Source organism: Paenibacillus sp. UNC451MF (assembly GCF_000686845.1).
Lineage (GTDB): Bacteria > Bacillota > Bacilli > Paenibacillales > NBRC-103111 > Paenibacillus_S.
On sequence record NZ_KK366025.1, the window covers coordinates 148,954 to 163,559 of the forward strand.

7 protein-coding genes are annotated in these 14,606 nt (G+C 45.2%); 3 read left to right on the forward strand and 4 right to left on the reverse strand.

Annotation, left to right across the window (positions count from 1 at the left end; all coding sequences use genetic code 11):
- Positions 1-331: 331 nt before the first annotated feature.
- Positions 332-3,181, forward strand: a complete 2,850-nt coding sequence (locus tag BP97_RS0133150; RefSeq protein WP_197035583.1) for an S-layer homology domain-containing protein — start codon at positions 332-334, stop codon at positions 3,179-3,181.
- A gap of 104 nt (positions 3,182-3,285) precedes the next feature.
- On the opposite strand, the gene BP97_RS39300 is transcribed toward BP97_RS0133150, so the two are convergent.
- Together BP97_RS39300 and BP97_RS0133160 are read right to left on the reverse strand one after the other, a co-directional pair.
- The gene (locus BP97_RS39300) at positions 3,286-7,146 is read right to left on the reverse strand and encodes an Ig-like domain-containing protein (RefSeq protein WP_051621168.1); all 3,861 of its coding nucleotides are present in this window, start codon (positions 7,144-7,146) and stop codon (positions 3,286-3,288) included.
- A gap of 227 nt (positions 7,147-7,373) precedes the next feature.
- A complete protein-coding gene (locus BP97_RS0133160; RefSeq protein ID WP_028552918.1) occupies positions 7,374-8,390 on the reverse strand; it encodes a LacI family DNA-binding transcriptional regulator in 1,017 nt (338 codons plus the stop codon).
- 284 nt (positions 8,391-8,674) lie between these two features.
- Between BP97_RS0133160 and BP97_RS0133165 the strand changes: the two genes are divergently transcribed.
- A complete protein-coding gene (locus tag BP97_RS0133165) occupies positions 8,675-9,988 on the forward strand; it encodes an ABC transporter substrate-binding protein (protein ID WP_081824487.1) in 1,314 nt (437 codons plus the stop codon).
- Positions 9,989-10,111: 123 nt separating this feature from the next.
- Here BP97_RS0133165 and BP97_RS0133170 read toward each other — a convergent pair whose 3' ends face one another.
- Entirely contained in the window at positions 10,112-11,518 is a 1,407-nt protein-coding gene (locus tag BP97_RS0133170) for a M20 family metallopeptidase (protein WP_028552920.1), read from the reverse strand.
- A 71-nt stretch (positions 11,519-11,589) separates the two neighbouring features.
- Positions 11,590-12,879 (reverse strand): MFS transporter, encoded by a 1,290-nt coding sequence (locus tag BP97_RS38345; RefSeq protein ID WP_051621170.1) that lies wholly within the window; start codon positions 12,877-12,879, stop codon positions 11,590-11,592.
- Between the two features lie 325 nt (positions 12,880-13,204).
- Between BP97_RS38345 and BP97_RS0133180 the strand changes: the two genes are divergently transcribed.
- Positions 13,205-14,521 (forward strand): MerR family transcriptional regulator, encoded by a 1,317-nt coding sequence (locus BP97_RS0133180; protein WP_028552921.1) that lies wholly within the window; start codon positions 13,205-13,207, stop codon positions 14,519-14,521.
- Positions 14,522-14,606 lie beyond the last annotated feature (85 nt).

Genomic DNA, 14,606 nt, shown 5'->3' on the forward strand with positions numbered 1-14,606 from the left:
GTATAGATCGAAGCCTCTAACTTACATGTGATTAATATCACAAAGTCAGAGGCAGAATTTGAACATTTTTTGTTAAGAATTCTCAAATGGTTTCCTCTCATTTATTTTATTTTGAAACCTTTTAAAAAAATATTTTTTACTTGAAGGAATTTGTCTTTTGTTGTCTAATTATAATACTTCGCTAGTTCTATATGCCTAATTGTTTTTAGGTTTAGCATTATTAAAACGAGAAGCAATAAGATTATATAGGACTTTTTACTCATAAATTTAAAACTACAAAGGGAGAATTTCAATGGTAAGGGTTAACTCAGCTTTAAAAAGCATGTTTTTAATGTCATTTTGTTTTTTTGTTCTATTCTTTGCAGTCAACCTCTCGGCAAAAGCCGCGGAAACGACTGAAATCGGAACCAATACTGGAATTGGATATGACGATGAATTCCAGACTATACCCATTGGCTTTGATTTTAAGTTTTATGACAATACATACTCGCAAGCTTATGTACACACCAACGGCTTTTTAACATTTACAGCGCCTCATAGCGCAACCAATGATCTATCATCCAATGCGGTTGGTTATTATTCTACTTCTCAGCCGATACCAACGAACCCTACCACAAATCTCTCCAATAAAATGAATCGCAACTTTATTGCGGCTTTTTGGGACGATCTGGTTATGGCTCCTCCAACCGACACAAGACCTGTACTGGGGCAAAATGCTCCTTTTCAACCGTCGATTTATTACAAAACAGTCGGAACGGCACCTAACCGTGTGCTGATCGTTCAATGGACGAATATGTATTTTTTCAACAGCACGACACCTATGGGAACTTTTCAGGTCTATTTATATGAAGGAAGCAATGATATCCAAATCCAATACCGGAGCGTGTTTGGCGGGAACCTATCAACCGGTAGTAATGCTACAATAGGCATTCAAAATAATATGAATCCCGCTTCAGGGATTAAGTATTCCTATCGCACCGCAAATGCAATCAGCGAGAAAAAAGCCATTCGTTTTACGAAGGTAGATGACACCATTTCCAATTACACCATGAATAGCGCGGCAGCGTACGAGAACTTCTACGTAGCGGACAACACGATTCCCGCTCCTCCGGTTCTTTCTTCACCAACAGCTGGAAGTGTAGCTGGACCCGGTATGCCCGTGTTAACGTGGAGCCCCTCGAACGAAGCAGCACAGCCAGACTCGTACAAGCTTTATATTTCCAATAATGCGCTGTTTCTTAATGGCGGAGGAAATGCGATGACAACCATTTCCATACCGGATCCCGCAACCACCTCCTGGCAGACCACGGGATTAACGGATAGCACCACCTACTATTGGCGTGTAGAGTCTATTAATAGCAATGGTTCCTCGATATCAGGCACCTCCAGCTTTACCTATGACGCTACATTGCCGGTGATTACGATGACTGGCTTGTCGTTAACGCCATCGTCACTCTCCATAGCAGAAGGTGCTTCGGCTGCGACGGTAGCTACAGCAACGTATTCGGATGACAGTTCATTCGACGTTACAAATGAGCTTGCCTGGACTTTTAGTCATTCCAACATTGCGTCCATCCATAATGGTGTGGTTTCCGGTATTCATGCAGGTACAACGGTAGCTACGGCAACCTACGGAGATTTCTCAGCACAGTTGAGTATCACTGTGACTCCAGTTATGACTGGCTTGACATTGACGCCATCGTCACTCTCCATACTAGAGAGAGCTTCGGCTACGACAGTGGCGACGGCAACGTATTCGAATGCTAGCACCTACGACGTAACGAATGAGCTGGTCTGGACTTTTAGTCGTTCCAACATCGCGTCCATCGATAATGGTATAGTTTCCGGTATTCATGCAGGTACAACGGTAGCTACGGCAACCTACGGCGGACAATCCGCACAATTGAATATCACCGTTACTCCTGTAGCTGTAAGCTTGCCGTATATGACTGGGCTGAGAGTGACTCCATCGTCTCTCACCGTACCTGAAGGAGCTTCAGCCACGACGGTAGCAACGGCAACGTACTCGGATGCAAGCACATTCATTGTAACGAATGATCTGGTTTGGACTTTCAGCAATCCTGGTATCGCATCGGTTCGTAATGGGATAGTAGCCGGTATTCATGCGGGTACAACGGTAGCTACGGCAACCTATGGCGAATACACAGCACAGTTGAATATCACTGTTACTCCGGTTATGACGGGTTTGACATTGACGCCAGATTCACTGTTTATTGTTGCTGGAGGCTCAGCAACCACAGAAGCCACAGCTGCTTACTCAGATGCCAGGAATTTAGTTGTAACGAATGATCTGATCTGGACCTTTAGTCAACCTGATATTGTATCCATTCATAAGGGTGTGGTAACTGGTATTCAACCGGGAACCACGATAGCAACGGCCACTTACGGAGAACATACGGCGCAATTAAGCCTTACGGTCAGATCGCGTTCGACGACATCTGGGGGCGGAACAAGCAGCACAACGAGTCCGTCAACGAACCCGACACCTGCACCAACTACAGAAGAGCCTAGGCATAATCCTTTCGTATCTTCAGTAGTAACCAATATTGATGGTTTAATTTCCAATATCAAACAATTACTAGAAGCTAACAAGGCAGCTAAAGTCACCTTTACTGATACGACTTCCCATTGGGCTGCTAGCGATATTGGCATCGCAGCACGACTGCACATCATTGAAGGCTACCAAGATGGAAGCTTCAAGCCGAATGCTTCCGTTACACGTGCTGAATTCAGTGCGATGATAGTCAGAGCTTTTAACTTGACTGCAGCCTTTAACAGCGCATCATTCCGTGATGTCGAGCAAGATCACTGGGCCAAATCGTATATCGAGATACTAGCTTCCAATAATATCGTCAATGGTTATGAAGACCTGACATTCCAACCAGGCAGTGAAATTACACGAGCTGAAATGCTGACGATGATCTCTCGGATTCTTAAACTCAAAGATTTGAGCAAGAAAGGCGCGGAGCCATCATTTGCTGACGTAAACAGCGATTACTGGGCAAAGGATACCATTAAGGAAGCGGCAAACGCCGGCATCATTCAAGGCGTGAGCAAAGATCATTTTGCTCCTGAGAATACAGCTACTCGTGCTGAGGCATTGACACTTATTATTCGAGCTTTGAAGACCGATACTGCTATTAATGATCTTTTGAAATAAACCACAGTCAATAAATAAAGAATGGTCGAGCAGTCATAAAACACTGCTCAACCATTCTTTTTAATATAAGCATTTATTCACTCATGGCTAAGTGACACTAAGTGCTAATCCTCGTCACGATCAAACCAATGTCCGCTTGAAGGAATGACTGTAATCTTAGCTTTCGTCTGCTTGCCGCCATATTCTACGATGACTTCAGCTTTACCTGCCTTCAATGCTTTAACGATACCTTTAGCATCTACTTGAACGATTGACGGGTTCAGTGAACGATAAGTTACGCCTTCGGACACCTTCTTCTTGCTGCGGTCGGAATATTTGGCATAGACGGTAGTAGTGTGAGTCTGCCCTACCTTCAAAATGTAAGAGCTGTCATCAAGCTCAATCTCCGTCACTTTCTCCGGTTTTCCATCATCCTTCCCAAATACGGTCACTTTAGCTTTCTCCTGCTCCCCGCCGTATTCCACAATGATATCCGCTTTACCAGCCTTGATTCCCTTAACAAGTCCGTTCGCATCCACTTGGGCTACGGTTGGATTAGATGAGCGGTAGGTTACACCCGTCGTCACTCTCTTCTGGCTTCGATCTGAATATACTGCCTGCACGACCGTTTGATGCGTATCTCCGGCCTTAAGGTTGTACCGTTCGGAATCCAGGTCGAGTCCGACTAGCTGCACGGGTCTGCCATACACTATCACTTTGGCGCTAGCGCTCTGTCCCTCGTACTGCGCGGTTATCGTCGTCACGCCGGGACCTACTCCAGACACAGTACCACTTGTGCTAATTTGGGCTACAGCAGGTTTAGACGATTGGAACGATGCACCGGATACGATAGCTTTAGTAGCTCCATCCTCATAAGTACCTTGCAGCTCGGTTGCCTGCGTTTCACCGGACCTGATAAAAATATATTTCGGCTTAATGGCAACGGATTGCAGCTGAGGCTGCTCTCGATTCACCGTTACCATGTACGTTTTGGAAGCATTAAGGCTCGGTGAATAAACGGCAACCTGAACCGTATTAGCACCGTAGTTTAGTCCGATTCCAGAAGTCGTCTGTCCGCTTGCAATCTCTGTTCCGTTAACCCAAACCTTTGAACCGGTATCAAGAGCCTCCGGAGTAACGGTAACCTGATATACATTATAAGTCACACTAGAACTATAATTCGTTTGCTCCGGCGTAAAGGCCGGGTTAAGAATTCCGTCGCTAAGAATCAGACTAGTAAGCGCCGGCTCCCCGTAGCTGCTCTTTTGAATGCTGCTTACAGCGTCACTTCCGCTTCGATCCTCCAGCTGCTGTAAATACAAGCTGCGCGGATAAACGTTGGTACCGAGACTTTCCCAATAACCGCCCTCCCGCGGTCTCAGATCGTCTTTATTCGGCAAATAGGGCTTATTTACTTTTCCGGTGAAGCCTATCGCATAGTTTTGTGCAGTCGGAGGATTTTGCAGCGCAAGACCGCCCTTGGTATTCCATGCAACCCAATTCGCTCCAGCCCAACCATGTCCGCTTCCGAGCCATCCGCGGTCCTGAATCGCAATATTTGCATCGATATTATCGAACAAGCCCCCGACAGACCAACGGTGATGCGGCTCGCTTGTAGCGAACTGCGTTGTTGCTACGCCGTCAAGAAACACATTCGGTCCTGGCACACGGCTTCCCACGATATAGGAATGTCTGGCTGTATCGACATTAACCCTCTGCGTCAATCCCAGCTGTCCTTCATAGAACATAGGATATCTGCGTCCTCCATCCAGCGTACTCGCCATTTCGAGAACGGTGCTGTCTTGAGTTGTCGTCCACTTGGTATCTCTTCCGGTGTAAACCATAGCATAGCCTAGGTGAAGAGCCGTAATATCTCGAACCCACGCATTTTTTACGCTTTTGAAAGCAATGAACGTTTCAGGATGATTGTCATCCGCATAATAATTGACCCCACCGTCGGATTTGACGATGGACGGATCAAAATTAACATCGACACGCAGGTTTTCAATGCCGACCTGCTGGATCCGTGCAGAATCATCATAAGCAAGGAGCTCTCCGCCGCCCCATCTTAACTCAATCGAGTTAGCTAAGGGTGCATCTACCGTAATGATATTACCGTCCACTTTCGTAATGATTCTATCGAAATTAAGATCAAACGGTCCCCACTGCTGTGTACTGTCCGTTGTCCCCGGCCTGTCCGTAATCTGGTCCATCAACAGCTCGTGAATCCAGCGATCATTTCCTTTTCGGCGTACCATAACCGTATCTCCCGCCTTGAACAGGCTCGGATCGGCTACACGGAAGCTGCGTGCCCCTAACGGCACATAGAGATCTGTGATGCTTGTTTTGACGGTTGAGCTTATAACCGGACCGCTTGCACCGCCAATCTCCAATAAATTACGTTTCTCGGTACCCGTACCATACAGAATAGTGCCATTCGTATCCTGGCCTTCTCCCCGCAGGACAACACCTCCCGCACGGATATACAGCTTGCTTCCTACTCGGTAAGTTCCTTTAGAGAGTAGTACTGCACCCCGATATCCTTCTGGAGATGGCGTTAGCTGAGAGACCTCATCGATAGCGGCTTGAATACGTGCTGTGTCATCGCCTTCATCGGAAGGGGTCAAGGTCACTCTGACTGGCACATCAGGTAGCTGGACACCTCCGCCCATGTACCCGGAGTTGGAATAGTCGATCAATTTATTACCTTTAAAGTCTGGCGTATATACTAATTTACCGTCCGTGCCTATAAATGCAAGCTTGCTTTGACCTGTAGGGATCGTATTAGCATCTGCCGAGAAGAAATAAAACGTATCATAAACCGGCGATTTGCCTGGAGGGGTCACCGTCAGACGAAGCTGATGCTCTCCTATTGAGGATACAGCACCTGGGATTTGCAGCTGAAGTGCTTGTCCCGGTGTTAATGGTGTCTCAGGCAGCTGATACACTTTGTTTTGTGAACCGTCTACCAGTTCTCCGTTTAATACACCTTCCACGTACGGCTTAACCTGAAGAGTCGGATAGGAGTCTCCAGGCTTCACTAACGCAGGCTGCCCGATCTGAATAGCCATGCTCGGATGGGTAATTTGGAGGTCGGCTATGAGTTGTGCCGGATCACTGACATCAATCCAAATGACCGAAGTCATCGTGATATTGCTTTGGATGATCGTTCCGGTAATTTGGCTTACACCTGCTTTTAAGGCAATCACCTTGCCTGATGAATCCAACGATACAACGTCAGGCTTCGAGCTTTGCAAGGAGAATGCAAAATCTGACTCAGATAAATCGGCGTCTTCACCTGTTACCAACACTCCATGAAGCTTCAACGATGCTTGATCATTCACATTAAGCTTAATAGTTGTATTTTCAGTGTATTCCTGGCCGGCTTCATCCGAAATGTAAATTCTTTTCAAAGCGGGCTGAGAGCCAGAGCCTCCTTCTCCCATCACTTCGAACTCACCGAGCTTGAAGAGCGAATTTTGTGTCAAATTTATCGAAACTCTAACATAGCGTGCTGTTACCGAATTAAAGGCGGCCATCTCCTTAGCCTGTATAGCACCGGTCGATTTGGACCGGGCATACGCTTCTGTCCAGCTGCTGTTGTTATCTGAGTACAAGATGGTATAACCATTCACAATGCCATGAGTACCTGCAAAATCCAACACGGTTCTGCTGAAAGTCTGCTGTGCCGTCAAATCCACCGTCATCCATACATTGAGATCGTCTCCGCGGTCGCTTGCCAGAGGCTGCCAATACGTGCTGGCATTCCCATCAACAGCAGAGGTTGCCCGACCGGCTGAAGTATCTGAGCTCTTGCCCGGTACTGGTTTATTCAAAGCATAATTCAGCTCGCTCGCCGCAACTGTAAGCGGAACGAACCCTTGGACAGGAAGCATTAGCGCAAGGACAAGAAATAGAATGATACCGATATGTAGCGGCTTCCGGACAGTGTACACAAAATCATCACCTTTCCAGTATGAAATCATTTTGTTCTACCTAGACATTCAGATGCATTCCTAACGTTTCTAGCATTGAAAGCGGTACCACAAACATTCAATCAAATATTCTATTAGTGCCCCTCCCTCCTTTTATTCCAACTTTACTATACCATATTTTTCCTTAGATTGAATCATTTCCGGAAACTTTCTGTCTTAATTCAGCCTTTTTTTCCACACAAAAAACCGTGCTTCTCGCACGGTATTATGACTAAGATTCACACTGATGGTGCTGGCCCCGTTGAATTTCTAACGTTCATTACTCCCGGTAATATAATTTCTTGATACTCTAATGATGTATCATTCATTTGCTGGCACAAAATTTCAATCGCTATACTACCAATTAGTTTGGCTGATTGATTAATAGAAGTGAAGAAGCCTCGATATTCCTCTGGAAGAATCGCGTATTGTTCATCAAATGCAACAATACTGATGTCTTCAGGTACTCTAAGGCCTTGATCCTGAACCGCTTTAAATACATTCATAAGCATCGAAGGTTGGGCAACGAACAATGCAGTTGGAGGAGAATCCATAGACAATAAGCTTCGGGTTGCTTCATACGAATTAACTCCGTTGCCTACAATTTTATAATACAAGTCTTGTCCTTTAATCTCTGAATTCATCAGGCCTATTCTATATCCTTTGACCCTATCAGCATGAGTAGAGCGAACCGGATTCAACGTGATGCAGGCAATACGGCAATGTCCAAGCTCCACCAGATGATCGATGAGTTTAATAGCCGCTGCAAAATTATCTCCGCGAACAACATGAGCCGGAAAATCCTTAAATGTCTGGTCTACCAATACTACAGGGACTCTTTTATTAATTAATTCTTCCAAATGCCTGCCGTCCAGCTCGCCGCTAACGCTTAACAAGATGAGCCCATCCACATCCCGCTGAAGCATTTTAGCGGTAACCTTCATTTCTCTTTCCATACTAACCGTATTGCCTATCAATATAAAATAATCCTTTTCCAATGCCTTCTCTTCTGCACCAGCCAATATCCCCATACTAAATCGATTGCCGGTCATATCTCCTAAAGGCATCAGCATTCCGATCATCATAGAGCTGTCTTTGGACCGTTTCAAATCGCTGGCAAGAACGTTCATTTCCCGAAGCGCTCTATGCACTTTCTCCCGTGTCGCTGTAGAAACGGACTCGTAATTGTTAATGACCTTGGAAACAGTGACCTTGGACACTCCCGCTTTGGTTGCAATGTCTTGTAAGTTAGCCATGTAAATCCCCTTAGGAAACGATCTGTAACGTTTCTGATATTTATCCCATCGTAGCGAATGCCCAAATCATTGTCAACACACAGAAACTTTCCCGGAAACGATTTACAAATTACAATGTAGTGGTATAATCTGGTTTAGAAAGTTTCTAGAAACATTAAAAAACCATTTCTGACTGCAAGCTAATTTAGGGGGAGCAAGGGTAAGGAGGGATACGCGACAACCAAATGATAACGCTATCATTTTTCGTTTGACATTACTAATACAAACAAAAGCGAGGTTATTGTATGCGTAAAGTAAAAATGGTTTCCATGTTATCTCTAACTGCTGTCATAGCCCTGTCTGCGTGCAGCAGCAATAGCGCCCAACCCACATCAAGTCCTGGTACTGAATCAAAAAAGGAGCCGATAGAATTAGTATTCGCAACCCACCTGGGAATGAGCCAAGAAACATTTAATAAAGAAATCGGTGACCCGATACGCAAGAAGTTTCCTTACATTACTCCCAAATATATTGAAAGAGGCACTGGAACTAACTTGAACGACCTGGTCTCAGCTGGAACAGCTCCGGATATTACTTGGTTCGTCCATTCTTCCTTCGCCAACACCATCCAGCAGCTAGGCCTCGATTATGACTTAACCGATCTTATCAAAAAATACAATTACGATATGAACCGCTACTATCCTCAGGCTTTAGAAACATTGAAATATTATACCGGCGGCAAAGGCATCTTTGGCATTCCCAAAGAAATCAGCCAATCCGTCCTCTACTATAACAAAGACATTTTCGATAAATTTGGCGTTCCTTACCCTAAGGACGGAATGACTTGGGACGATGCCTATGAATTAGCTCGTAACATGACAAAAACCGTGGATGGAACCGCATATCGGGGAATGAGCAGCTTCTATAGTACGGTGCTCAGGGAAAATCAGCTGTCCATTTCGCCACTAAGTCCGACCGAGGATAAAGCAAATGTTAACACTGACCAATGGAAGCAGCTGCTGCTCACCCTAGATAAAATTTATAAAATTCCCGGAAATAACCGCCCCACTAACACAAGATCCATCACACCAGAAGTCGAGCAATTTGAAAAACAATTAAATGTCGCAACTCTTATATCCGGGTATGGCCGTCAAGTCAATTTCCCTCCTAATCTAAATTGGGATGTCGTTTCGATGCCTACATTTAAAGACAAGCCAAAAGTCGGACAGCAGAGCAGCCCTACCTTCTGGGGAATCACCCCAACCAGCAAGCATAAAGACGATGCCTTTGAAGTCATCATGTATTTAATGAACGACGAAAGAATGATGGAGAATTCCAAGAAGGGATTACTCACTCCTGTGAATAAGCCTGAAATTCGCAAAGCCTTTGGTACCGATGCTCCAGAGCTAAAAGGGAAAAACCTTGAAGCGGCTTACTTCAACACCTATGCACCTATTGAACCTGCAAGAGCATCCGGATTGAACAATGCGATCCGACAGGATGCCATTAATATCGTGAATGATGCCTTTACGGACATGATAATCAACAACATTGACGTCAACACGGCTTTAAGGCAGGCAGATGAGAAAATAAATCAAAAATTCGCCGAGAAGAAGTAGCTCTTCACTTGTTGTATGCTTCGTTCATATGCTGCAAAAAAAAACACCATGCGTGAAATCTTCACTGCATGGTGTTTCGCTATATAGTAGGAATAAAAAAGTTATAAGTTCAGCTCGTGTTCCTTATTTTATTGCCGAAGGTTTTACATCTGCCGGGATTGGACACACATACGGTTCTTCATCCAAATATTGATTCAGTTCAGCCTTAGCAGCTTCCAGAAGCTCTGGGTTCTGCATAACCTCGAGCGCAGTAGCTGCAATGACTTTCCCAGCATGGAGCATGCCTTTATGGCCTAAGGAAGTTCCACCTTGAGCTACCAGCTGCCAAGTATGGAACGGAGTTCCGATGGCCATACATGCGGTTATACATTGAACCGTCGGCACGATCCAGCTTACATCACCGACATCAGTTGAACCGGATCCGACGGAAAGTCCCGCCTTAGAGTAAGGCAATAGGAAATCTGCCAAATCCTTATTCTCTAGTCCCTTCATGCGGCGGAACATTTTTTTATCCTCATCAGTTAACGTCTCTCGAATCGCTCTTGCAAGCTCCTTCTCGGATTCATCGAATACCGGTACGCCCAGCTTGGTGAACTGCTTATGCATTACTTCCTCAAGGACTGAATTGCCGATCAAATTCGAACAAGCTTTATCGAACACAATTTCCACTTGGGTACCCGTCATCAAGGCCGCTCCGCGGGCAATATCACAGACGCGCTGATATATTTCTTCCACCTGCGGCGTCTTCGGCGCGCGGATCAAGTAAAGCACTTCCGCGTTAGCCTGTACAACGTTCGGTGAAGTTCCTCCAGAATTCGTTATCGCATAATGAATTCTGGCTTCTTGGATAATATGCTCTCTTAAGTAATTGACGCCGACATTCATCAGCTCTACAGCATCTAACGCGCTTCTTCCCAAGTGAGGACTTGCAGCGGCATGAGAACTGCGGCCTTTAAATTTGAAATACACCTGATAATTTGCAAGCGAGCTGCCCGGCATAATGCCGTTCACAGGAGCCGGATGCCAGCAAAGCGCAAAGTCCGTATCATCGAATACGCCTTCTCTTGCCATGAACGTTTTGCCGGAGCCTCCTTCTTCCCCAGGACAGCCGTAATACCGTACGGTTCCCGGAAGCTGGTGCTCTTCCATATACTGCTTTAGAGCGACTGCTGCAGCCAGCGATCCCGTTCCGAGCAAGTTATGACCACAGCCGTGGCCGTTACCGCCTTCTTGAATCGGATTGTGCGCTGCAACGCCTCTATTTTGACTCAAGCCTGATAACGCATCAAACTCGCCCAAAATCGCTACAACCGGCTTTCCGGTACCAAAGCTGCCTATGAAAGCGGTTTCGATCCCCGCGGCGCCGCGTTCAACCTTAAATCCTTCCTTTTCCAGCGCTTGACACAAAAGCTCAGCCGATTGCTTTTCTTCAAAACGGGTTTCCGCATATTCCCATATTTTATCGCTGATTTGAATGAAAAAATCTCTTTTACTTTCAATAATAGCGGCTAGTTGTTCATTACCTCTCATCCTAATCCCTCCTATGTTTATCTAGGCTGTGTCTATTCAAAACTGAATTGGTATTAAATCTCACTCGGCTCTTATCTTACGAATTCCGGAGCTGCTTCTTCCTTCGTTCCTATGGAAGCACCCATTTGCTCTTCTGTACGATTCTCGGATTCCGTGGACAAGGCTTTGGTACGTAAGGTTATTCCTGTAATAAAAGGAACGATCATTGCGACAATCATGACCCAGAATGCTGCGGTAAAGGAGCCGTTGTTAATTTGGATCATATATCCCATAAGCGAAGGTGCAATAATACCCGCTACTTGGCCTCCGAAATAGACGATACCGGTTGCAGAGCCTACGATTTCTTTAGGCAAATACTTCAAAGGCATCGTTAGTGCTGGCGTAATAACACACAGAGAACCTAAAGCAGCCAAACATTGATAGAAAACAACAAAAGATACCGACGGTGCTTGGAACATCATATAAATACATAAACACGAAATGAGTGCACCGATCATAATGACATACTTCTCACGGCCAGCCAAAAACTTCTTATCCAACAGCCAGCCCAGCACAAGCACACCGACAAAGGCAACTAAAGCGGGAATCGAAGACAGCGCGCCCATAGAAACCATGCTCAGATGACGCACCTTAACCAAGTAAGTCGGCATCCAAGAGTTCATTCCCCAAGTGACGATACTGGAACCGAAATACATTAGCATCATCTGCCAGATCAGCGGCTTCGTCAGCAGCTTTTTGAAAGGGACCTTTACTTTTACAGCCTGAGCTGCTGTCTTCTTCTCCTGAGCTGGCGGCTTCAAGAAGAAGAATAAGATTACGCATACCGCAAGCCCTACAACCCCAAGAACCACGAACATGTTCTCCCAGCCCAGCTTGGTAATGAGGAAGGCCGAAATCAAGGAGCCCAGCATCCCGCCTATTGTTGTAGCCGAGGTCAAAACCGACTTGGCTCTTGCCCGCTGTTTATGCGGGAATGTCTCAGCTACCGCTACCGTACTTGCAGAAGGATAGCTTCCTTCCCCGATTCCGAACAGAAAACGAATGACCAAAAGTGCCGTGAACGACCAAGCCCATCCTGTCATGATTGTGAAAAGGGACCACATCAACGCTGATACAAGAATGACTTTTCTTGATCCGAACTTATCCGACAACCAACCACCGATAGGCTGAACAATCGCATAACTAAGGAAAAAGCTGCTGAGGATTAATCCGACTTGAGATTCATTTAACCCAAACTGCTTGGAAATAGGAATCGCAGCCACATTAATAGCAATTTTGTCAAAGTAATTGATGATCCACGTAAAGCATAAGAGACCGAGAATTAAATACTTGCGGTTGCCGATAGCTGAATTGTTTTCCATAGTGTGCCTCCCTGATAGCGTTTTCTTTGAAGTGTGAAGCAGTGGTTAAAGTTCGTCCTCCTTCGAGATTTTTTATTTTTGGTCATCTTTTGGACATTTCTTTAAATTTAATATAATATACAATTTAAAATAATGCAATATGCATGTAATCTTTTGTTACATCGTAATTTCAGGTTTACAATGTTTTCTTTACAGGATCTTTTTCGCTATAATGGATATAAAGAGGAACCACGCTGTCGAAAATAGGTAAGCATAGTTCAAAAAGCTGCGAATCTACTGCAACCAACTATCATATTTATTCATAGAGTAAGGGAGGCTCGCCCATTTGATTCGATTAGCTGTCATCATTGCACACCAGTTTTTGCCGCGGATGCAAGCAGTGCAACAATCGTTACAAGAACGATGTGAGTTGACAATTTTGACTTATTCGCAGTTGAGCGACACCTACGAACATTACAACCGGCATTTCGCTCATGTAGATGGAATTATTATCACCGAATTAGGTTACCTTTATTTAGAAGAAAGACTACAGGGGTCCTTCCCTGTTCCCACTTATATTTATAGAATCAGCGAAGAGGACTTCTATAAATGCCTCTTTCAGCTGAGCGTGGAGCATAAGGAGATTGATTTCTCCCGCGTCTGCATCGATTTTATTATGAGCCATAACGATTATTTGGGGCTCAAGCCGATATTGGATGCTGAGCATTTTCCGCAAACCTATCCGTATACCGTCATCACAGACCAAATCTATCAGGAACTGTCGGATTACCATATCGGACTCTGGAGAGAAAACAAGATCGATTTCTCAATTACCCGTGTCGGTAACATTGTGCCCAAGCTTGAGCAGCAGGGCGTCCCCCATATTTACTTGGTACCATCCCATAAGTCGATCATTCAGCAGTTCGAGCTTATAATTACCGAGATCGAAATGATCAAGCTGGCAGATAATCAGATCGCTATCGGATATGTGTCCATTCATAAGCTGAACGATAAGCCTTCGACCATGAATGATCTGGAACTAAAAACAATGCTTCTTCATAAGAGCCTGCTGGAATTTACTATGGTGGAGAAGATTCCTCTCATTATTCAAAAAACGAACGTCAGCTTTGAAGTCATTAGCTCATCAAAAGATCTGAAAATCATCACAGACAATTTCACCCGCTGCAAGCTGATGACATTCCTGAACCAGCACGTTCCTTTCGAGGTGAATCTAGGCTGGGGAACAGGCGATACGATGTATAAAGCACGTATGAACGCGCAGCTCGCCAATCAGCAATCAGAGTCCAGCCCTGTTCGCGGCACTTTCGTCATTCAAATGAACGGGCAAGTCTTAGGTCCGTTAGGCGAAGAATCGAATTTAGCCTACTTGAACGAGGTAAATCCACAAATCCAACGGCTAAGCGAAATGCTGGACATTTCGTCGCTTCAAATTCAAAAAATTATGGCTGTCATCTCCAAGACGGAGAGCAGCGAGCTGACTTCAGAGGAAATCGCCTTTCACCTTGGGATCACGATCCGAAGCGCTAATCGGATTCTCAATCAGCTCGAGGAAAAGGGCATTGCCCATTTCGCCTACAAAAAACAGGAAAAATTACGAGGCAGGCCGAAGAAAATATATCAAATTCATTTTCCGACAAGCTAGACCTCATATTGTTTCTTTGTCCTCCAACTATCGGCAAAACAAAGACCGTCCGGCTTATCACATCCCCGGACGGTCTTTGTTCTTT

What these genes read in the sequence shown, in the direction of transcription:
- BP97_RS0133150 (WP_197035583.1), top strand. Translation starts at nt 332, where the DNA reads ATGTCATTTTGTTTTTTTGTTCTATTCTTTGCAGTCAACCTCTCGGCA.
- BP97_RS39300 (WP_051621168.1), bottom strand. Translation starts at nt 7,146, where the DNA reads ATGATTTCATACTGGAAAGGTGATGATTTTGTGTACACTGTCCGGAAG.
- BP97_RS0133160 (WP_028552918.1), bottom strand. Translation starts at nt 8,390, where the DNA reads ATGGCTAACTTACAAGACATTGCAACCAAAGCGGGAGTGTCCAAGGTC.
- BP97_RS0133165 (WP_081824487.1), top strand. Translation starts at nt 8,675, where the DNA reads ATGCGTAAAGTAAAAATGGTTTCCATGTTATCTCTAACTGCTGTCATA.
- BP97_RS0133170 (WP_028552920.1), bottom strand. Translation starts at nt 11,518, where the DNA reads ATGAGAGGTAATGAACAACTAGCCGCTATTATTGAAAGTAAAAGAGAT.
- BP97_RS38345 (WP_051621170.1), bottom strand. Translation starts at nt 12,879, where the DNA reads ATGGAAAACAATTCAGCTATCGGCAACCGCAAGTATTTAATTCTCGGT.